Origin of the sequence: Streptomyces ossamyceticus, from assembly GCF_001418475.1 — a bacterium.
In the GTDB taxonomy this organism is placed as follows: domain Bacteria; phylum Actinomycetota; class Actinomycetes; order Streptomycetales; family Streptomycetaceae; genus Streptomyces; species Streptomyces ossamyceticus.
The window spans coordinates 1-19,968 of record NZ_LIQX01000161.1; the positions used below are offsets into that span (position 1 = coordinate 1).

A 19,968-nucleotide genomic window follows, 5' to 3' on the forward strand; every position below is an offset into this window, starting at 1 on the left:
GCGGATGTTCAAGGCCCTCGGTGATCCCGTGCGTCTGCGGCTGTTCTCCGCGGTGGCCTGGGCCTCCTGCTGACCGGGGCCGCGACGACGGTCTGAGACCGCGTCCCCTCACCCTTGCCCGGCGGGCGCGGACCCCGCCGACCGGCGGGGTGGCCGGGGCCGGTCGGCGGGGCAACTCCCGTGAGGCATCGGATGGTTGGCTGCTCCCGCGCCTCGGCAACGTTGTCCCGGTGACCGAGATCGACAGCGCCGCGAAGGCGCCCCTTCGAGACTCACCCGAACCCGGCGACGCCGCGACGCCGGACGCCGCCGCGGCGCGGGACGCCGCCGCAAGGTCCGGGGCCGCCGCGCCGGACGCAGCCGCCCCACCCCCGGCGGGTGCCGCGCCGCTGGCGCGGCTGGTCGGGGTGGACCTCGCCCGTGCCCTCGCCGTGTTCGGCATGTTCGCCGTGCACGTCGGCCCCTTCCCCGACCCCGACGGCGGGGTCGGCGACTGGTTCCTGGGGCTGGCGAGCGGCCGGGCGTCGGCCCTGTTCGCCACCCTCGCCGGGTTCTCGCTGATGCTGATCGCCGGCCGCCTGGAGCCCAAGACCGGCCTGGCGGGCCGCCGGGCGAGGGCCCGCATCGTCATCCGGGCGGTGATCCTGCTGGTGGTGGGCACGGCGCTGGCGATGACCAACTTCGGCGGCGCCGGCATCCTCAACTTCTACGCCGTGTACTTCCTGCTGGCCCTGCCCCTGCTGCGGCTGCGGGCCAGGACGCTCGCGCTCATCGCGGTCGCCCTCGCGTTCGTCACACCGCAGCTCGCGTACGCCCTGCGCGCGCTGCTCACCGAGTCGATGGTGACCACCGTCGACGGGTACGACCCGATCGCCCGGCTCTCCGGGGTGGGCGTGCTCGACTTCTTCCTCACCGGCCTGTACCCGGCGATCACCTGGATGACGTTCGTCGTCACCGGTATGGCGCTGGGCCGGCTGGACCTGTCCTCCGGCACGGTGCGGCGGCGGCTGGCCGTGGTCGGTCCCGCGCTGATCGCGTTCGGCTACGGCGTCTCCTGGCTGCTGCTCCGGCTGACCGGCGGCGACAAGGAGATCGCGGCCACGATGCCCGACATGAAGGACTTCGAGGCCCTGAAGGACGCCGGCGCGTCGGCGGGTGCCTTCGACATGCCGGTCGGCAGTGGGCTGTGGGGCCCCGACGCCTGGGGGCTGCTGGCGGCCGAGCCGCACACCGGGTCCACGTTCGACCTCATCGGCAGCCTGGGCATCGCGATCACGGTGCTGCTGTCCCTGACGGTGGCTCTGGACCGGCTGCCGGTGCTGCGCAGGCTGGCGGCGCCGGTCATCGCCGTCGGCACCATGTCCCTGACCCTCTACGTGGGCCACATCCTGGTGATCCTCGCCCTGCCCGGGGAATCGGCCACTCCGCCGCAGTCCGCCTCCGCCACGCTGCTGCTCTGCTTCGTCCTCGGCGCCACCCTGTTCGCGGCGACCTGGTCCCGCTTCTTCCGCCGCGGTCCGCTGGAGCACCTGCTCAACAACGCCACCCGACTGGCGAACCGGGTCCGTTGACCCGCGGGCGCGTCCCCGGGCCCGGGGCGGGGCCGCGGACCGTGGTGGCCGCGGCCCCGCTCGGGCGTCGGGGACGGGGTGGGATCAGGACGGGTCGCCGTACTGCAGACCGCGTCCGTTGGTGCCGATGTAGACCCGGCCGAAGGTGTCCGGGTCGCCGGTGACGACACCGACGCCGGCGATCGCGCCCCACTGGTGGGCGTCGTCGTTGACGCGGAGCCACGTGGTGCCCTTGTCGGTGGAGCGGAAGACTCCGGCGACGTCCTTGACCGTGCCGATCAGGTACAGCGCCTGGTAGTCGGTGCCCGACTTGGCCTTGCCGAAGCCGAGGGCGGACGCGGACTGCACCGACGTGAGCGTGGTGAAGGTGCGGCCGCCGTCGGTGGAGTGCAGCAGCCCCTTGCCGCCGCCGGCGATCCAGAGGTCCCCCGCGACACCGGGAACGGCCAGGAGCCGGCCGGAGGGCAGGCCGCCCGCGCGAGCGGTGAAGGTGGCGCCGCCGTCGGTGCTGGCGTGGAGCGTGCCGCCGGACAGCGAGTAGAACGTCCTGGCCGAGGAGCGGTCGGCGACGACCACGGCGCCGTTGCCCAGGCCGCCGACCCTCGACCAGCTCGCCCCGTTGTCGGTCGAGCGGTACGGGGCCTCACCGGCCTCGGTCCAGACGATGGTGGAGCCGTCCGCCGAGAGCGCGATGTGACCGTCCTGGGCGGAGGCCACCGGCTCCGCCTTGAAGCCGTTCCAGCTGACGCCGCCGTCGGTGGAGTACGCGCCGTCCTGGTCGCCGCCCCGGCCGACGCGGACCATCATCGAGGGCTTCGACTGGGCGAAGTCGATGTCGGTGCTGTTGGACATCATCGGGTTGGCCAGCCGCCCGGAGGGCACCTGGGTCAGGGACTCGTGCCGGAAGCCGCCCTGGTCGCCCATGGCGGTGATGACGGCGGCGCCGCCCGGAGGGGCGATCGCGTCCATCAGCGCGGTCTCCTCCAGCCCTCGGGCGCCCATGCCCCAGTGGCTGGTGCCGCCGCTGTCGGAGGCGTCGGCGTCCTTGCTGCGCAGGATGCCGTTGCCGGTGCCGTACAGCGCGTGCCCGGAGTCGAAGGGGTCGATGGCCAGGGCGGTCATCCAGTGTCCGGTGTGGGTGCCGATGTAGGGAGCGGCGGCGGCGCTGCGCACCGACTTCTCGGCCAGTGCCTTCCAGTTCGCGCCGCCGTCGGTGCTCCGGTAGATCTCGTCCTCGGGCCACCAGCGGCCGAGGGTGGTGACCATCACCGTGTTCGGCTTGCGCGGGTCGACGGCCAGACCGGAGAACCCGTAGCTGCCCTGCGAGGGGGAGATGTTCTTCCACGCCCCGGTGCCCGGCGTGTACTTCCACACCGAGCCGCCGGTGACGCCGTTGGGGCCGAGGGCGTTGGTGTACGTCAGGTACAGCGAGCCGTCACCGGAGAGCACGCCGTGCTGCGGCAGCTGGCCGGTGGGCTGCCCGGACACGGCCTGCCAGGTGGCGCCGCCGTCGGTGGAGCGGTAGAGGGAGGTGGACTTGTCGTGGACGCCGACGTAGATCGTCCCGCTGCCGGCCTTGCCGTACGTCACGAAGGAGATGCCGGCGCCGCTGCCCGCCCCGTCCTTGACGGGGAACGAGGAGACCTGCTTCCAGGTCGCGCCGTGGTCGGTGCTGCGCCACAGGCCGTTCTTGCGGGTGCCCAGCAGCAGGTTGCCGTTGTCGGCGGGGTCGACCACCAGCCGTTCGCCCGCGCCGCGGCCGTCCTCGTTGCCGCCCAGCTTGAAGGGCAGTTCGGTGCGCTTGAAGGTGCGGCCCCGGTCGGTGGAGCGCAGGATCGCGCCGTTGCCCGCCCAGTCGTTGGTGTAGGTGCCCGCCCCGAGGTAGAGCCGGTCGGGATCGACGGGGTCGGTGGCCAGCGAGTCGATGCCCAGCAGGTTCCAGTCCTTCTCGCCGACCCAGTCGGTCAGCGGGATCCACTGCTCGGCCCCGGTGTCCCAGCGGTAGGCGCCACCCATGTCGGTGCGCGCGTACAGCAGGCCCTTCTCCTTCTGGTTGAACACCAGACCGGTGACGTAACCGCCGCCCACCACCTGGGCGTTCTTCCACACGTACGGTCCGGTCTTCGCCGTGGTCTGCGTGCCGTCGGTCCCAGAGGTCCCAGAGGTCCCAGAGGTCCCAGAGGTCCCGGTGCCGCCCACCTTCACCAGCTTCCACTGCTGGTTGGTGCTGCCCTTGCCGGGATACTGGATGACCGCCGCGCCCTGGGCCGTGGAGCCCCCGGAGACGTCGAGGACGTGGCCGCTCCTGCGGGAGGTGAGGGTGACGGCGCCGGACGACCCGCTCACGTCGTCGATCCGCCACTCCTGGGATGTCGCGGAGCTGTCGGTCTGCTGCTCGGTGGCGGCGGACTTCGCGGTCGAGTTGCCGGTGACACCCAGCACCTTGCCGCTGTTGCGGTTCACCAGCTCGTAGTAGCCGCCCCCGGCGGGCTTCAGCCGCCACTGCTGGTTGGCGGTGTTCTGGTCGGTCCACTGCTGGACGCGGGTGCCGTCGGCGGTGGAGAAGCCGTTGACGTCGAGCACCTTGCCGCTGCGCACGGACACGAACTTGTAGAAGGCGTCGCCGTCGATCGTCGCGGCCTGCGAGTCCTCCTGGGTGAACAGGAGGTACGGCACGACGGCGAGGGGCGCGCCGAGCAGTACGGCGGTGGCGGTCCAGCGACGGCGGTGGCGCCCGCGGCGCCCGCCGTGCGTGGGGTTCTTCATGGGGAGGCGTTCTCCTTGCGAGCCGTTCACGAGAGAAGGCGGATCCGGGCACCGGAACTGACCGGATCCGCTCCCTTGTGGTCACAGGCCTCGTAAAGGGTTGCCATGATCCACAAACTTTTTTTGATTCATCCCATGACTGGTGGATCCGGGAGCAGGACGTCCAGGGCATGGTCCAGGACGGTGAGCAGGTGCTCGTGCTCCTGTGGGGCGTACAGCATGCGCAGGGCGAGGCCGTCGGACAGGGCGATCACGGCGTCGGCGACGGCCGTCGCGTGGGCCCCGTACCCCGCCACTTCCAGCCACGCGGCTAGCGCCTGACGGACGTCCTCGTCGACCTGCCGCCGGGTCGCGGCCAGACGGGGGTGGTGGGTCGCGTGGACGGCGAAGGCGAGCTGCGCGGTGGCCTCGGCGCGTCGCTCGGCGTCCACGGGCAGCGTGGTCAGGATCAGCGCGCGCAGCGCGCGGCGCGGGGGGAGCGAGGTGTCGACTCCGGCCATCCGGCGCTCGACGCGCTCCCCGGCCAGTTCGGCGGCGAAGGCGAGCATCTCCTCCTTGGTGCGGAAGTACTTCTGCACGGCGCCGGGGGAGCGGCCGGCGGCCGCGGCCACGGTGCGCACACTGACCTCGTCGAGGCCGCGCTCGGAGACCAGCCGGAGCAGGGCCGTGCCGATGTGGCGGCGCTGCTCCTCCCTGTCGACCGTCCTGGGCATCGGTCGGACTCCCTCTGTGAGATACATCCTTTGGGATACAGTCGTATTCTAAAGCGTCGTCCGAGGGGACGCGGAACGGTGTCGAAGGGGGACAGGGATGGACGACCGACGTGAGCGTGCCGTGCCGGCCGTGCGGGTCTCGGACCGGGACCGCGACGAGGTGCTCGCCGTGCTGGCGGCGGCGTTGGCGGAGGGGCGGCTCGCCCCGTACGAGCACGCGTCCCGCGCGGAACACGCCCTGCGGGCGCGCACGGCCGACGAACTCGCGCCGCTGGTCGCCGACTTGCCCGAACCGGCCCCCACCCGCGCGGAGCGCGACCGCAAGGACCTCAAGGACTGGCTGGCGGAATGGCGCTACTGGCTCGGCGGCGCGTTGATCATGTCCGCGTTCTGGGGCGCGCGGTGTGCGCAGGAGGGGGAGCTGACGTACTACTGGCCGGTCGCGCCGCTCGGGGTGTGGGCGGCCGTGCTGATCGCCGTCGCCGTCTGGCCGCGCGAGGCGGAGGGCGCCGACGACTGAGGCTGCGCACGGGTCGCCGTGCGGCCCGGGGCCTCAACCCGGCAACGGGGCAACGGTGTTGACGCCTCTCGCGACTCCGACGAGACCTTGCAGATGTCTTGTCGCTGCCTGGTCATGTCCTCGACACTGTCGTGATGATCGTCTGGGTGGCATGGGCCGGTTCCGCCGTGGGGTACGCGCTCCTCGCGCTGGGGGCCTTGTCGCTCGACCAGCGCATCTACACCCGCGCGGTCGCGGAGGCCCTGGCCCGCCACCGGGCCACGCGGCCGGAGCCCGCCGACGCCGTACCGGACGAGGACCTCCGGCTGGGGGTCGCCGCCGTCGCCGTCCTCGCCGAGGGGGACGGCAGCATCCATCGCGCGTTCTCCACGGTGATCACCGACATGGTGGCGCGCGGAGTCCTGGAGGCGGCCACGGAGGACGACGGCACCCCGACCCTGCGGCTCGCGAACCGCCATCACGCGTGCCGACCCGGCGAGTCCGACGAGGAGGAGGCGCTCCGGAGTCTCGCCTCCTCCTACCAGAACCCCGCCACCGCGGACCCGCACGGCCTCCTGCATCCCACCGCCGACCGCCTCATGACCGAGGGGTACTTGAGGGGCCGGGGGGTGTACATCGACTTCGAACGGCCCTGCCTCTTCTGGTCCCGGACGGTCGCCGCGCTCACTCTGCCGCTCGCCGCGCTGGAGATGTACGCGTTCCTGGACTGGCGGTACGCACTGGTGGCGGGGTGGACGTCGATGGCGATGATCGTCGTGGCCTGGGGGCTCGCCCTGCCGGACAGCGAGAGGCCCCAGGCACTCCGGCTGCCGGTGCTCACGGAACGCGGGGAACAAGTGGTGCGTCAGGCGCGGGCCCGCCACGCGCACCTGGACCCGGCGAAGCGGCCCGCGTCGCAGGCGTACGCCCCCGACGAGGCCGCGGCCGCCTGCGCCGTCTTCGGAAACGCGGCGTACAGTCACTTCGCCGCGCACACCCCCGGCTTCGCCGACGCGTTCACCGCGGGCGTCGAGCGGCGCCTGGCGAGCAGGGCCGCCGATCACCTCAGGCGCCACTGGAACGACTTCATCGGGTGAGAGCGGGGCGACACCTACGGGTGAGGGCGGGTCGACACCTACGGGTGGAGGTCGTGTGACGCCGCCGGGTGGAGGCCGTGCGACTCCGGCCGGTGCCGGCGGGGCCGGCCGTCGGCGCCGGGGGCGTCACTGCCTGGTCGGGTCGGCCTTCCGGACGTGGAGGACGTGGCCGTCCAGGGGCAGTGGGGAGCTGTCCACCAGGGTGAGGCCCGCGTCGGCGAACAGCCTGGCGTAGTGCTCGGCGTGGCGTTCGCGTCCGCCGACGTTGCACATCATGTGGAGGTCCCAGGCGGTGGCCAGCGACATCGAGCCGTCGGAGGGCAGGACCCGTTCGACGACGAGCAGATCGGCGTGGTCGGGCATCGCGCGGGCGCAGTGGCGCAGGATCTCGCGGCAGCGCTCGTCGTCCCAGTCGTGCAGGACGCGGGACAGCACGTACACGTCACCGCCCGCGGGGAGGTCCGCGAAGTCGCCGGCCAGGAAGGCGCACCGCGCGCCGAGGCCCGCCTCGTCGAGCCGTGCGCGGGCGGCCTCGACGGCGTGCGGACGCTCCAGCAGAGTGCCCTGGAGCCGGGGGTGCGCGGCGAGGATCCGGCCGAGCAACTCCCCGTTGCCGCCCGCGACATCGACGACCGTGGCCCCGGCGGGCGCCTCGGCCGCGGCGGTGAGCGCCGGGTGCGCGGGGACCGGGTCGAACATGGCGGCCCCCGCGGCCATCGACCGGTCGAAGAGTTCCGCGAGGTGGGGGTCGCGGGCGAAATGGTCGAAGTGGTTCTCGCCGAAGAGGTGCTCGAAGGCGACCTGCCCCGTGCGCACCGTGTGGCCGAGCCGGGCGAAGGAGTCGTAGAACGGGCCGCCGTACATCAGCGCCAGTGCCCGCATCGACGCCGGGGCGCCGTCGCGCAGCAGCGCGCCCGTCTCGGTGAGCCGGAAGCCGTCCCGGCCCTCCGTCACCGCGCCCAGCATCGCCAGATAGCGCAGCAAGATGGTCAGGTTCCTCGGCCGGGCGCCGACCTCCCGCGCCAGTTCCTCCACTCCGACCGTGCGGTCGCCGTCCATGGCATCAGGCAGCCTGAGCTGGGCGAACGTGCTCAGGGCCTGGGTCGTCCAGGCCCCGGTCAGCAGACGCAGGAGCGTTTCAGCGGGTTGCGGGCGCGATGGTCGTCGAGGTGCGCGGCGAGCAGGTCGCGGTGGTCGCCGGGCACATACAGCTCCACCCGCCGGTAGTCGGCCTTCGCCTCGGCGGGCGCGCCGAAGTAGAAGACGGTGCCGTCCTCGTGCGGGTTGTAGCCGCCGCCGTCCGGGGTGGCCCCGTAGCGCGCGAAGGTCGCGCACAGGCCGCGCAGCACCAGTGGGTCGGGGGCCACGACGTCGAAGCCGACGTGGGTCTCGTGCTGCCGCTCCCGCTCGTGCGCGGCGACGGTGTCCAGGTCCGAGCCGGGCGGCACGGTCAGCGCGAACACCTCGACCGTGCGGTGCGCGCCGTCCGCGCCGACCACGGCGCGGCGCACGATGCCGACGTCCAGTTCGGCCGCCCGCCGCCGGTGTCGCGCGGCCAGCCGCTCGCGGACGACCACACTCGGCTGCCGCGGCGCGACCCCGACGAGCCCGCAGTCGGTGAGCATCGACCCCAACTCGGCCTCGTCCGACGGGAAGACGAGCAGCGCGGCATGGGAGAAGCGGCAGTGCTCCGCGAGAGCCCGCAGCTCAGGGCCGTCGAGCCCGGGCAGCAGGAGCGGCAGCAGGGCGGCGGTGTCCTGCTCCTTGACGAAGTCGACCGTCGCGAGCAGGCGGGACGTGTCGCCCGACAACGTCGTGATCATGTGCGGGATTCCTCATTCGGATACGCGGAAGGGGAGACGGAAGCGGAAGCGGTGGCGGACGCCGATGACGAGAGGCCGTGGAGGAGAAGGGCACCGGCAGGCGGCACCGGATGGGGGACCGGCAGGCGGACCGGGAGGCGGGACGGGAAAGCGGCGGGAGGGGAAGGCGGGAGGAGGCGGCGGGAAGACCCCGTCCTCACACGCCGACGTAGTGCTCGGCGAACCAGTCCTGGTGGCTGCGTGAGGTGCGCAGCGAGGTGAGGCGGGAGCGCCGCAGGGAGTTGTGGAACAGGGCGGCGCCGTCCGAGCCGGTCGGGCCGTGCAGCAGCCCGATCATCCAGTGGGAGAACTCCTGCGCCCGCCAGATGTACGTCAGGCACCGCGCGGAGTACGCGTCGAGCCCCTCGTCATCACCGTGGAGGAGGTCGTCGGCGAGGGCGCGGGCGAGGAGCGACGCCTCCAGGACGGCGAGGTTGGCGCCCTTCGCCGCGGACGGGCGTGCTCGCCAGGTGGCGGGCCGCCCGTCCGCCTTGCGTCACCGAGGGCCGGCCGGCGTCGGCGTCCAGCGCGGCCATGGCCTCGGTGGCGAACTCGACGCGCCCGCCGGAGGCCGTGAACCGGTCCAACAGGTCGGTGACCAAACGCTGTTGGGGGGTGGTAGCTGCTTGCCACGGAGCGCGCTCGAGGCCGACTTAGCTCGATCGTGTGATCGTCCGCTGGTGGGCTTGCGGCGTCCTGGGCTGATCGGGGTAGCGTGGTCGTGCGACCTGGGACACCGGGTACGGCGTCGGCGTGCGGGGCCCCTACTCCACCAGCGGATGGGTCAGGGCCTCCCCGTCGCCTCTGGCCGTACCTGTATGGCCGGGTCGCGCAGGGAGCCGGCCTCCCGGGCCCGGACCACGCACAGGATGCGTGTCGCCGCCCCGGGGTCGAGAACGCCGGGGACCAGTACGCCCAAGACCGTTCGGGGCGTGCGGCTGAGCGGGCTCACTCCTGCTCAGTCCACAGGAACGGTAGACGGTGTGCCGCTCGCCCCGCCCGAGCCGGCTGTAGTCCAGCCGGAACCGGCCGTCCATGGTGCGGAACTCGCAGGTGCTGTGGGCCTGTCCGTGGCGGTGCAGCCCGTCGGCCAGCCCGTGCCGCTCCAGGATCCCCACGGTGCCGGCGGCCAGGAACCCGGCGCGTGCCCGTGTCCGCAGGTGCGCGGGTTCGGCCCGTTCCAGGACGACGCAGTCGATGCCGCTGTCCTGGAGGAGATTGCCGAGCACGAGCCCGGCCGGTCCGGCGCCGAGGATGAGCACATCGGTCGTTCTCCGGGTCTTCCTGTCTGTCACGAGAAGGGATAGTAGATGCCGTGACGTGACCTAATGAACGAAAAATCACCTGAATGAGGAGAGCTCCGGCAGTGACGTATGAGGGAGCACTGCTGACGCGTTGCTGATGTGGCTGAAGTGATCGAAGTGGCTTGAGGGGTGATCGATCGCCGCTCGGTACGGTCCGCTCCGTGGGCAGGCCCGTGACTATGTGGGTGAGGGATGTTACAAAGGCCGGATGAAGGACCGTTTTGTCCGAGTCAGTCGCATATCACCACTGTGGTCTCTGGTGCGAAGGAACACGCGGAGTGTCGCGGGGCAGATCTTCCTCCTCCAGGTGGCGTTGGTGGTGCTGCTCGTGGCATTCGCCGTCTTCGCGCTCGTCATGCAGTCACAGCGGCACACCAGCGCCGAGGCCAAACGGAGATCCATAGCCGTGGCGCAGACGTTCGCGCACTCCCCGGGCGTGCTGTCCGCGCTCCGGTCCCCCGACCCCGCGAAGATCCTCCAGCCGATCACCGAGGCGGGCCGCAAGTCGGCGGGCGTCGACTTCGTCGTCGTGATGGACACCAAGGGCATCCGCTACACCCACCCCATGCCGGACCGCATCGGGAAACGGTTCGTGGGAGAGATCGCGCCGTCGCTGGCGGGCAAGGTCTACACCGAGAGCGTGCACGGCCCCCTCGGCCACGAGGTCCAGGCGACCGTGCCCATCAAGGACGACAACGGCAAGGTGGTGGCCCTCGCCTCCGCCGGGCTGAAGGTCAAGAACGTGTCCAGCCTGGTGGACCGGCAGATACCGATCATCCTGACTGCCGGGGCCGGGGCCCTCGGAGTCGCCACGGCCGCCACCGCGCTCGTCGGCAGGCGGCTGCGCCGGCAGACCCACAGCCTGGCCCCCAACGAGATGTCCCGCATGTACGAGCACCACGACACGGTGCTGCACTCCGTACGCGAAGGGGTGCTCATCGTCAGCGACGAGGGCCGGCTGCTGCTCGTCAACGACGAGGCCAGGCGGCTGCTGGAACTGCCCCCGGAGGCGGAAGGCAGGCAGGTCGCCGACCTGCCGTCCCTCGAACCCGAGATGGCGTCGCTGCTCGGCTCCGGCCGCGAGGCCACCGACGAGGTGCACCTCGCCGGGCCACGGCTGCTGGTGGTCAACCAGCGGCCCACCGACCGCGGCGGAGGCCAGCGCGGCACCGTGGTGACGCTGCGCGACTCCACCGAACTGCGCGCCGTCTCCGGCCGGGCCGAGATCACCGGCGAGCGGCTGAAGCTGCTCTACGACGCCGGGCTGGGCATCGGCACCTCCCTGGACGTGATCCAGACCGCCGACGAACTCGCCCGGATCGCCGTGCCCCGCTTCGCCGACTTCGTCACCGTGGACCTCGCCGACGCCGTCCTGCACGGCGAGGAACCGGCGGCCACCGCGAAGGGCATGCGCCGCGTCGCCGTGTGCGGCATCCGCGACGACCAGCCCCTCTACGAGAAGGGCCGGCTGATCGACTTCCTGCCCTCCACACCGCAGGCACGCGGCTACGGCTCCGGCCGCTCCGAACTCGTCGCCGACCTGTCGACCGCGACGGGCTGGCACCTGCAGGACCCCGAGCGCACCGAGCAGATCGTGGACTACGGCATCCACTCGCTCATCGCGGCCCCCATCCAGGCCCGCGGTGTCGTCCTCGGCATGGTCAACTTCTGGCGCTCCAAGGAGCACGACCCCTTCGACCAGGAGGAGCTCTCGCTGGCGGAGGAGCTGGTGGCCCGCGCCGCCGTCAGCATCGACAACGCCCGCCGGTACACGCGCGAGCACGCCCTGGCGGTCACCCTCCAGCGCAGTCTGCTGCCGCGGGGCCTGCCCGAGCAGAGCGCCGTCGACGTCGGCTACCGGTATCTGCCGGCCCAGTCGGGTGTGAGCGGAGACTGGTTCGACGTGATCCCGCTGCCGGGCAGCCGGGTGGCGATGGTCGTCGGCGACGTCGTCGGCCACGGCCTGCACGCCGCCGCGACCATGGGACGGCTGCGGACCGCGGTGCACAACTTCTCCACGCTCGACCTGCCACCCGACGAACTGCTGAGCCACCTCGACGACCTGGTCGGGCGGATCGACCAGGACGAGGCGTGCACGGAGAGCCCCGCCGCCGTCGTCGGCGCCACCTGCCTCTACGCGATCTACGACCCGACGACGCGCCGCTGCACCCTGGCCCGCGCCGGACACCTGGCCCCCGCGCTGGTCCACCCCGACGGCGACGTCACCTTCCCCGACCTGCCTGCCGGTCCGCCGCTGGGCCTGGGCGGCATGCCCTTCCAGACCGCGGAGCTGGAGATCGCCGAGGGCTCCCAGCTCGTCCTCTACACCGACGGCCTCGTCGAGGACCGCAGCCGCGACCTCGACGAAGGGATGGACCTGCTGCGCAAGGCCCTGGCGGGCCACCCCGACCGCGAGCCGGAGGACAGCTGCCGGGCGGTCCTCGCATCGCTGCTGCCCGAGCGCCCCGCCGACGACGTGGCCCTGCTCATCGCCCGCACGCACGCGCTGCCGCCGGACCGGATCGCCGAGTGGGACGTACCACCGGACCCGGCCGCCGTCGCCGGGGTGCGCGCCGCGGCGACCGCCCAGCTCGACGCATGGGGGCTGGAGGAACTCGGCTTCAGCACGGAACTGGTGCTGAGTGAACTCGTCACCAACGCGGTCCGCTACGGCTGCGAGCCGATCCATCTGCGGCTGATCCACGACCGCACCCTGATCTGCGAGGTCGCCGACGGCAGCAGCACCTCGCCCCACCTGCGGTACGCGGCGACGACCGACGAAGGCGGCCGCGGCCTGTTCCTGGTGTCGCACCTGACGGAACGCTGGGGAACGAGATACACCCCGCAGGGAAAGGTGATCTGGGCCGAACAAACCCTGCCGGACCACTGAGACACCACTCGGCAGGCCCACATGCCCAAGCCCCCGGCCGCGCCCGCACCGGCCCGCAGGCCCTGCACGGCACCCCACGCCCTACGCCGACGCCCGGCACCCCGCGCCCCACCCTGGCGCCCCGCGCCCGGCGCCTGACACCCCGCGCCCCACCGGCGCCCGGCGCCCGGCATCAGGCACTCGCGCCTCACCCCGGCGCCCCGCGCCCGGCATCCGGCATCCGGCACGCCGCGCCCGCAGTCCCGCAGGGCGGCGACCGCCTCGACATCGCCGCGTGGCCTCGCCACCGCCACACCGCCACGGCGTCCCGATCGTCCGCCGCCCACCCTGTCTACGACGTGGCTGCCTGGCCGAACCCCCGACCGTCGAGTGCCGCGACCTCGTCGGCGACCTGCTGACGGCGTGCCCGCACCTGCGCGTGCTGGCCACGAGCCCGGAACCGCTGCGGATGACGACCGAGGCGGTCGTCCGTATCGGCCCCCTAGCCCGCGCGGGCCGTACTCGACGCGAAGCGGCACATCGGCGACGCCTTCGGGGTCGCCACGGCCCTGGACCCTCCTCGCCATCGCGCTGTCCGAGGCGGGGGGACGCCCGGGCGGCCGCCCACGCCTTCGGCGCGGCGCTCCGCTTCTGGGAGCGCGTCGGCCACCCGCAACGCGGAAACCCGGAAACGGCCTCCCTCCGCGACGACTGCGAGACCCGACTCGTCCACGCCCTGGGAAGGGACGCGTACGCCCGCGCCCTGCGGCAGACGACCGGGTACGACGCCCGCACCCTCCTGACCTGGGCCTCCCAAGGCGGCCCGCTCCCGGACCAGGGACCGGACCCACAACCCGGACCAGTGACCGGCCCCATCGCCCGGACCACCGACCCGGCCTTCAGTCGGAGCCCTTGAGCGGCGCGGCGGCCGTCACCGGCGTGACCCGGTCTCCTCGGGGTCGTCTCGGCCCGGCCGCGAGCCGGGATGGCAGAGGCAGGAGACCACGACCATGAAGGGCCACAGCGACTGGAAGGACGTCACGAAACGTTCGGCGACACCGGCGGCCCCCTGATCGTTCGTCTCGATCACGAACCAGACCGCTCCGGCGCCCATCACGGCGGTCGCCGCGAGCGAGGGCAGGGGACGCAGTCCCCACGGTGCCGCCCCGCTGCGATCGGCGGCCAGGACGGGCCAGACCGCCAGAAGCGCGAAGCCGACCACGGCGGCCGACCCGTGGCGCAGGGAGCCCCCAGTGCTCGGTGCCGGGAGCAGGGCCACCACGAACGCCGACACTCCACCGCCGCCCAGCGCCACCCGTCCGGCGAGCGCGGCCGCCCGAAGCCCCCAGGCGGTCAGCAGATGGCACAGCCCCAGGGCGACCAGAGCCCCGGTCATCACCCAGAATCCCGGTGCCCCGTAGGCGGCCAGGACGCTGATCGTCTGCCTGGCAGGGTCGTATGCGGGCCCCTCCAGGAGTGCCGCGATCGTCCAGCCGCCGATCAGCAGGACGGGTGCGCTCACCGACGGGAGCAGGGCCCACCTGGGCACATGTCGCACCGGCTCACCGTAGGACGCTCCGGCACTCCACGCGGCCGCGCCGCGCCCACCGGGCCGCCCCCGCAACACGGACCGGGGAAGGCGGCGGGCCAGCGCACGAGCCGGGCGTCCGTGGGCCGGGCTTCGGCGAGCCGGGCGTCCGTGGGGCAGGTGTCCGTGGGCCGGACGTGCCCCCTTGCCGCCAGTGCGGCGCACACCACCGCCAGCGGCAGCTCCGCGCCGAGCGCCATCGCCGCCGCCGAGACCTGATCCGCGCCCGGTGCCGCCGTCACCGTGTCGAACCAGGCGTCGACCACCAGCAGCGTGGCGGCGGCGGTGGCCGTGAGCGGGTGCAGGCGGTGGCCTCGTACGGCCAGCAGTCCCGTGGTGATCAGGGCCACCGTCTCCGCGGCGTCCAGACCGATCCACACCGTACGCCAGTTCGATGCGACGGCCGTCGTGGGCAGCCCGGCGGCCAACACGACCAGCCAGGGCAGCAGAGCCAGCCCGCTGACGACGAGGACATGCTCCACCCGGCACCAGCGGCGCACCCGCCGCAGGACCGACCCACCCTCAGAGTTCTCCTTCATGTCCTTCAGCCTCGACCGCAGGGTGATCACAGTCAGTAACGCAGGTGTCCGTTCCGAGGTGGCACCAACTACACCCCCAAGACGGGCGCTTACGCCATGGACCCCCACTGACCTCGGCACTTACCGTTCCCTCATGCACACAACCGCCCGCCTGCGGCGCGTGATCCGGTGGCCGTTCCAAGGCGCCGGACGTCCGGTCGCGTTCCTCGCCACCGGGGTCCTGATCCAGCTCGCCGCCCTGGTCGTCATGGCGCTGCCCTGGATCGTCCTCGTCCCGGAGACATGGGCGGCGATCCTCCTCGCGGTTCTCGTCCCGCTCGCCGCCGTCGTGGTGGCCGGGCCGTCGCTGACCGAGGCGCAGCGCGGCCGCTTCCGTACCCGACTCGGTGTGCGCATCCCTTCGCCGTACGAGGGGCCACGTCCCTCGCTGCCCGCGTGGCTGCGTTCCCCGGCGGCCCGGCGGCAGCTCGGCTACCACCTGCTGTTCGGTCCGCTCCTGGCTCTCGCGGCGGTCTTCGTCCTCCTGATGTGGGCCGCGTCCGCCGTGGCCGCCTCGATCTACGGGTGGATCTGGCTCGTTCCGCCGGAGTCGAACCTCGGCCAAGCCGGCTACACCGTCCTGGCCGCCTACATCACCGTCGCCGGAGTCGCCCTGCTCTGCGCGGCGTCCTGGCTGTCGCGGGCACTCGCCCGGCTCGACACCCGCACCGCCACACTCCGGCTCGGGCCCAGCCGGGAGGAGCGGTTGGCGCGCCGTGTGGAGGACCTGGCCGAGAGCCGGGCGGGCCTGGTGGACGCGGTCGACGACGAACGGCGGCGCATCGAACGCGATCTGCACGACGGCGCCCAGCAGCGGCTGGTCTCCCTGGCGGTCAACCTCGGGCTGGCCAGGGCGACGCTCGGTGATCTGCCCGAGGACGCCCGTCGTGTGATCGACGAGGCGCACCGGGAGGCGAAGGAGGCGATGGAGGAGCTGAATGATCTGGTGCGCGGGCTGCACCCGGCCGTTCTGGAGGACCGCGGCCTCGACGCCGCGATCTCGGGCATCGCGGCCCGGGCCCCCCTCCCGGTGGGGGTGACGGTGAACCTGCCCTCGCGCCCGGCGCCCGCGGTCGAGGCGGTGGCGTACTTCACCGTGTCCGAAGCGCTGACGAACGTGGTGAAGCATGCGCGGGCGTCCCGGGCCGAGGTCACGGTGGAGTGCCTCGGCGCGACCCTGGTCCTCGTCGTCAGCGACGACGGTGTGGGCGGCGCCGAACCCGCCGGCGGCACCGGGCTGTCCGGGCTGGCCAAGCGGGTCGCGTCGGTCGATGGCAGGCTGTCGGTGGACAGTCCCGTCGGGGGGCCGACCGTCCTGACCGTGGAGTTCGTGCGTGCCGTGATCGCCGAGGATTCCGTCCTGCTCCGGATCGGCGTGGCCAAGGTCCTGGAGATGGCCGGGTTCGAGGTGGCCGCCGAAGTGGGCGACGCCGAGGCGCTGTTGGCGGCGGTGGAGGAACACCGGCCGGACATCGCGGTGGTGGACGTCCGGATGCCGCCCGGTTTCACGGACGAGGGAGTGCACGCCGCGCTGGTCATCAGACAGCAGTGGCCCGGAACGGCGGTACTGCTGCTCTCGCAGTACGTGGAGGAGCGGTACGCGGCCGATCTGCTGTCCGCCCACACGGCGGGGATCGGCTACCTGCTCAAGCAACGCGTCGCGGACGTCGAGGAGTTCGCCGAGACCCTGCGGCAGGTGGCCGAGGGCGGCACCGTACTGGATCCGCAGGTCGTCGCCCAGTTGCTGGTTCGCCGCCACAGCGACCCGCTGGACCGGCTCACCCCCCGAGAACGCGAGGTCCTGGAGCTGATGGCGGGCGGACGGTCCAACGCCGGAATCGCCGCGCGGCTCGTGGTCAGCGAGAGCGCGGTGGCCAAGCACATCAACAGCATCCTGGCCAAGCTCGACCTGCCGAAGGCCGCCGCGGACCACCGCCGGGTCCTCGCCGTCCTCCGCTTCCTCGGCGTGACCTGAGGCGAATCGACGACGCCGAAGCCCCGGGCGACCGCCGTCGGGCTCGGCTGAGATCCGAAGGCACATCTCGATGCCCGCTGCGGCATCGAAGTCGCTCTCGGCGATGGCCGCTGCGGCATCGAAGTCGCTCTCGGCGATGGCCGCTGCGGCATCGAAGTCGCTCTCGGCGATGGCCGCTGCGGCACCGGAGCCCCCTCGCCAACGGCCGCTGCGGCACCGGAGCCCATCGCCAACGGCCCCTGCGGCACCGGAGCCCCCTTCACCGATGGCCGATCGGCTCGGCGTCCTCCGCCATTCGGCGGGGGCGGTCCGGAAGCTCGGCAGAGGCGTCGGGGGGTCCGGCGCGGCGACGTTGGGCGCATGACCCAGACAGAGATCTCACACGAAGCGTCACCTCCGCGGCAGGCGGCACCGGTCGAGCCCGCCGGCGTGGGCGGGCAGCAGCCCTCGGTGGGGCGGTTGGTCGGGGTGGACCTGGCCCGCGCGCTGGCGGTGTTCGGCATGTTCGCCGTGCACGTCGCCCCGTCCGCCGAGGACACGAGTGGCTTCGCCGGCTGGATGCTGGAACTGGCCGGGGGCCGGTCGTCGATCCTGTTCGCCACCCTCGCCGGGTTCTCGCTGATGCTGATCGCCGGCCGCCGGGAGCCGAAGACCGGCCTGGCCGGCCGGCAGGCGAGGGTCCGCATCGTGATCCGTGCCCTGGTCCTGCTGGTACTGGGCACCGCGCTGACGATGCTCAAGACCGGCATCCTGGTGATCCTCGCCTTCTACGGGGTGTACTTCCTGCTGGCACTGCCCCTGGTACGCCTGCGGGCCAGGACGCTCGCGATCATCGCGGCCGTGCTCGCGTTCGTCGCGCCGGCGGCGGCGTTCGGCCTGAACCAACTGCTGACCCCCTCGGTCACGGAGAGCATCAACGTGTACGACCCGATCGCCCGGCTCGGCGGCGACGGACTGCTGAGTCTGCTGCTCAACGGCACCTACCCGGCGATCACCTGGATGCCGTTCGTGATCGCGGGCATGGCGCTGGCCCGGCTCGACCTGGCCGCCGGTGCGGTGCAACGCCGACTGGCCGCGCTCGGCCCCGCGATGATCGTGCTCGGATACGGGTCCGCCTGGCTGATCGGAAAGCTGGTCCCCTCACTGCACGGGGTGGGGAGTGACGTGAAGGATCTCTTCGCGAACCTGGACGCGGAGTCCTTGAAGGCCCTGGGACCGGGAGACGCGGCCTACGAGGTCATACAGGACAAGATCACGGACGACGCGTACCTGTCTCTGCTGGTGTCCGACCCGCACAGCGGTACGACCTTCGAGATCATCGGCAGCCTCGGTGTGGCGATCACCGTGCTCCTCTGCGCGACCGTGGTCATGGCCCGACTGGCGTGGCTGCGTCGGCTGGCGAGCCCGCTGATCGCCGTGGGCACCATGTCCCTGACCCTCTACGTCGCCCACGTCGTCGCCTACACCATGCTGCCCGACGGTTCCACCCTCACCTTCGTGCCGCTGCTCGGGTTCATCGGCGGAGCCATCCTGTTCGCCGCGATCTGGTCGCGCTTCTTCCGCCGCGGCCCGCTGGAGTACCTGCTCAACGGCACCACCAAGCTGGCGAAGTTCGTCCGGTGAGAGCCGGCGTGCCGGCGCCCGCCGCACCTTCGCTCGAACGAGACCGGCTCCCGGCCGAGCCCGTACCCGATGACCACGTCCCCGGCCCTCGGGTACGCTCGGCGCCGGCCACGGGCCACCTGCCATCACCGCGTCACCGCCGTGGCCGGTACCCCGGTCCGTGTGGCCCGGACGCGGCCGCGCCAACCGGCCGGGCGCCCGCCTGGTGCGCCGGCCATCACCGTCGTCGTGGAGGCGCCGTGGCCCGCTGGGCGAAACTCGCCGAAGTCGTCACCGCCGAGGCGGTGACGACCCGGCAGTACCCGCCACGACAGGGCCGGTTGCTGTGGGCGTGGTGGCTGTTCCTGCCCGCCACGGCGATCGTCACCGCCGTCGTCAACCTGTCCGGGCAGCCCGCCACGGTGATCGGGCTGCTGGCCGTCGCGGTCGCCCTGCTCTGCCGATTCACCCTGCCGATCACCTCGCTGCTGATCGGGACCGGCGTCGCGACGATGGCGTTGATCTGGCCGAGCATGCCCCTGGCGGCGTTTCTCTGGCCCGTGACCGTGATGCTCGCCTACGCCGTGGGCCGCCAGGTGCCGGACACCCGCCGGGCCGTGGCCGCCCTGGCGGTCGCCACCGGCGTGCAATCCGCGGCCAACTTCGTCGAGTGGGGCGTCGGGCTGAAGGCCGGCCCGGCGGATGTCGGCCTCATCGTCGTCGTCACCGTGCTGCTGGTGGTGCTACCGGGCGCCGTCGGCATGCTCCAGGGCGAGCGGGCCCGGGCCATGGACGCCCTACAGGAACGCAACGCCCTGCTGGAACGCGCCAACCTGCTCGGCGAGTCGCAGGCCCGTATGCAGGAAAGGGCACGCATCGCCGGCGAGATGCACGATCTGCTCGGGCACCGGCTCAGCCTGATCGTCCTGTACGCCGGGGCCCTGGAACTGCGCACCCGCACCACGGCCCCGGAGATCAACGAGCAGGCCGACCTGCTGCGCACCACCTCCCGGACCGCACTCGACGAACTCCGCACCGTGCTGGGCATCCTGCGCCTCGACGGAGCCGAACGAACCGACGGCACCGAATCGGTGGTCGGCACCCGCGAGGATGTCGGCAACCTGGTCACCGAGGCCCTGCACGCGGGCCTGCCCCTCACCCTCTCCTGGCACGGCGACGACCTCACCGACGCCGACATCGGCATCCGCCGAGCGGTGAACCGCATCGTGCGCGAATCCCTCACCAACGTCCACAAGCACGCCCCCGGCGCGCCCACACGGCTGACCGTCACCGTGGACGCCGGGAAACTCACCCTCCACGTACGCAACGCCGCACGCCCGCCCGCCGTCCCGCCGCCCAGCAGCGGCCTGGGGCTGGCCGGCCTGCGCGAGCGCGCCCACCTGGCGGGCGGCGACTTCACCGCCGGCCCGGACCCGCTGACCGGCGACCACGTCGTCACCGCCGAGCTCCCCCTGCGCCAGGGAAGCCCGAACGCGATGAGCCCAACCCCCGATCGACCCGCTCCCCCCGACCGACCCGCGACC

Annotated in this window: 15 protein-coding genes and 2 pseudogenes; 8 read left to right on the forward strand and 9 right to left on the reverse strand. The window is 72.6% G+C overall.

The annotated features are described in order from the left end of the window. Positions 1 to 230: 230 nt before the first annotated feature. A complete protein-coding gene (locus tag AOK15_RS13630) occupies positions 231 to 1,571 on the forward strand; it encodes a DUF418 domain-containing protein (protein WP_079058468.1) in 1,341 nt (446 codons plus the stop codon). A gap of 84 nt (positions 1,572 to 1,655) precedes the next feature. On the opposite strand, the gene AOK15_RS13635 is transcribed toward AOK15_RS13630, so the two are convergent. Together AOK15_RS13635 and AOK15_RS13640 are read right to left on the reverse strand one after the other, a co-directional pair. After that, positions 1,656 to 4,337, reverse strand: a complete 2,682-nt coding sequence (locus AOK15_RS13635) for an RICIN domain-containing protein (protein ID WP_055516310.1) — start codon at positions 4,335 to 4,337, stop codon at positions 1,656 to 1,658. Positions 4,338 to 4,465: 128 nt separating this feature from the next. Next, on the reverse strand, positions 4,466 to 5,050 hold the full coding sequence (locus AOK15_RS13640; protein WP_055516312.1) for a TetR/AcrR family transcriptional regulator: 585 nt from the start codon (positions 5,048 to 5,050) through the stop codon (positions 4,466 to 4,468). 97 nt (positions 5,051 to 5,147) lie between these two features. Here AOK15_RS13640 and AOK15_RS13645 point away from each other — a divergent pair, with 97 nt between their 5' ends. Together AOK15_RS13645 and AOK15_RS13650 are read left to right on the forward strand one after the other, a co-directional pair. Then, positions 5,148 to 5,570 carry a DUF1707 SHOCT-like domain-containing protein gene (locus tag AOK15_RS13645; RefSeq protein WP_055516314.1) on the forward strand — a complete coding sequence of 141 codons (423 nt, stop codon included), beginning with the start codon at positions 5,148 to 5,150 and terminating at the stop codon, positions 5,568 to 5,570. A gap of 134 nt (positions 5,571 to 5,704) precedes the next feature. Next, a complete protein-coding gene (locus AOK15_RS13650) occupies positions 5,705 to 6,646 on the forward strand; it encodes a hypothetical protein (protein WP_055516316.1) in 942 nt (313 codons plus the stop codon). A gap of 126 nt (positions 6,647 to 6,772) precedes the next feature. Here the strand turns inward: AOK15_RS13650 and AOK15_RS46735 are convergent, their stop codons facing one another. The 5 genes and pseudogenes from AOK15_RS46735 to AOK15_RS48790 form a co-directional block, all read right to left on the reverse strand. After that, positions 6,773 to 7,777 carry a methyltransferase gene (locus AOK15_RS46735; protein ID WP_420876898.1) on the reverse strand — a complete coding sequence of 335 codons (1,005 nt, stop codon included), beginning with the start codon at positions 7,775 to 7,777 and terminating at the stop codon, positions 6,773 to 6,775. Continuing rightward, on the reverse strand, positions 7,765 to 8,469 hold the full coding sequence (locus AOK15_RS46740; RefSeq protein WP_240508418.1) for a hypothetical protein: 705 nt from the start codon (positions 8,467 to 8,469) through the stop codon (positions 7,765 to 7,767). Before AOK15_RS46740 ends, AOK15_RS46735 begins: the two co-directional genes overlap by 13 nt. 196 nt (positions 8,470 to 8,665) lie before the next feature. Next, positions 8,666 to 8,806: a hypothetical protein gene (locus AOK15_RS48525; RefSeq protein WP_338059897.1), complete on the reverse strand. Its 141-nt coding sequence runs from the start codon at positions 8,804 to 8,806 to the stop codon at positions 8,666 to 8,668. Positions 8,807 to 8,875: 69 nt separating this feature from the next. Next, positions 8,876 to 8,932: pseudogene (locus tag AOK15_RS48530) on the reverse strand (hypothetical protein); the annotation flags it as partial. A gap of 340 nt (positions 8,933 to 9,272) precedes the next feature. Next, the gene (locus AOK15_RS48790; RefSeq protein WP_420876897.1) at positions 9,273 to 9,803 is read right to left on the reverse strand and encodes an FAD-dependent monooxygenase; all 531 of its coding nucleotides are present in this window, start codon (positions 9,801 to 9,803) and stop codon (positions 9,273 to 9,275) included. A gap of 217 nt (positions 9,804 to 10,020) precedes the next feature. Here AOK15_RS48790 and AOK15_RS13665 point away from each other — a divergent pair, with 217 nt between their 5' ends. Next, positions 10,021 to 12,702, forward strand: coding sequence for a SpoIIE family protein phosphatase (locus tag AOK15_RS13665; protein ID WP_240508419.1), 2,682 nt, complete (start codon positions 10,021 to 10,023; stop codon positions 12,700 to 12,702). A gap of 910 nt (positions 12,703 to 13,612) precedes the next feature. On the opposite strand, the gene AOK15_RS13670 is transcribed toward AOK15_RS13665, so the two are convergent. Then, a complete protein-coding gene (locus AOK15_RS13670; RefSeq protein ID WP_055516320.1) occupies positions 13,613 to 14,239 on the reverse strand; it encodes a DUF998 domain-containing protein in 627 nt (208 codons plus the stop codon). Further along, positions 14,200 to 14,808: a hypothetical protein gene (locus AOK15_RS46050; RefSeq protein ID WP_205632122.1), complete on the reverse strand. Its 609-nt coding sequence runs from the start codon at positions 14,806 to 14,808 to the stop codon at positions 14,200 to 14,202. The genes AOK15_RS13670 and AOK15_RS46050 overlap by 40 nt, the downstream gene beginning before the upstream one ends. A gap of 247 nt (positions 14,809 to 15,055) precedes the next feature. On the opposite strand from AOK15_RS46050, the pseudogene AOK15_RS13680 reads away from it, so the two are divergent. The 4 genes and pseudogenes from AOK15_RS13680 to AOK15_RS13690 all read left to right on the forward strand — a co-directional run. Further along, positions 15,056 to 16,117 (forward strand): annotated as a pseudogene (locus tag AOK15_RS13680) (sensor histidine kinase); the annotation flags it as partial. A gap of 60 nt (positions 16,118 to 16,177) precedes the next feature. Continuing rightward, the gene (locus tag AOK15_RS46055) at positions 16,178 to 16,822 is read left to right on the forward strand and encodes a response regulator transcription factor (RefSeq protein WP_205632124.1); all 645 of its coding nucleotides are present in this window, start codon (positions 16,178 to 16,180) and stop codon (positions 16,820 to 16,822) included. A gap of 360 nt (positions 16,823 to 17,182) precedes the next feature. Further along, positions 17,183 to 18,445 (forward strand): DUF418 domain-containing protein, encoded by a 1,263-nt coding sequence (locus tag AOK15_RS13685; protein WP_079058469.1) that lies wholly within the window; start codon positions 17,183 to 17,185, stop codon positions 18,443 to 18,445. Positions 18,446 to 18,684: 239 nt separating this feature from the next. Next, a partial coding sequence (locus AOK15_RS13690; protein WP_055516322.1) for a sensor histidine kinase occupies positions 18,685 to 19,968 on the forward strand: 1,284 nt, incomplete at its 3' end.

What these genes read in the sequence shown, in the direction of transcription:
- AOK15_RS13640 (WP_055516312.1), bottom strand. Translation starts at nt 5,050, where the DNA reads ATGCCCAGGACGGTCGACAGGGAGGAGCAGCGCCGCCACATCGGCACG.
- AOK15_RS13635 (WP_055516310.1), bottom strand. Translation starts at nt 4,337, where the DNA reads ATGAAGAACCCCACGCACGGCGGGCGCCGCGGGCGCCACCGCCGTCGC.
- AOK15_RS46740 (WP_240508418.1), bottom strand. Translation starts at nt 8,469, where the DNA reads ATGATCACGACGTTGTCGGGCGACACGTCCCGCCTGCTCGCGACGGTC.
- AOK15_RS13685 (WP_079058469.1), top strand. Translation starts at nt 17,183, where the DNA reads ATGACCCAGACAGAGATCTCACACGAAGCGTCACCTCCGCGGCAGGCG.
- AOK15_RS13665 (WP_240508419.1), top strand. Translation starts at nt 10,021, where the DNA reads ATGAAGGACCGTTTTGTCCGAGTCAGTCGCATATCACCACTGTGGTCT.
- AOK15_RS13645 (WP_055516314.1), top strand. Translation starts at nt 5,148, where the DNA reads ATGGACGACCGACGTGAGCGTGCCGTGCCGGCCGTGCGGGTCTCGGAC.
- AOK15_RS46050 (WP_205632122.1), bottom strand. Translation starts at nt 14,808, where the DNA reads ATGAAGGAGAACTCTGAGGGTGGGTCGGTCCTGCGGCGGGTGCGCCGC.
- AOK15_RS13650 (WP_055516316.1), top strand. Translation starts at nt 5,705, where the DNA reads ATGATCGTCTGGGTGGCATGGGCCGGTTCCGCCGTGGGGTACGCGCTC.
- AOK15_RS48525 (WP_338059897.1), bottom strand. Translation starts at nt 8,806, where the DNA reads ATGATCGGGCTGCTGCACGGCCCGACCGGCTCGGACGGCGCCGCCCTG.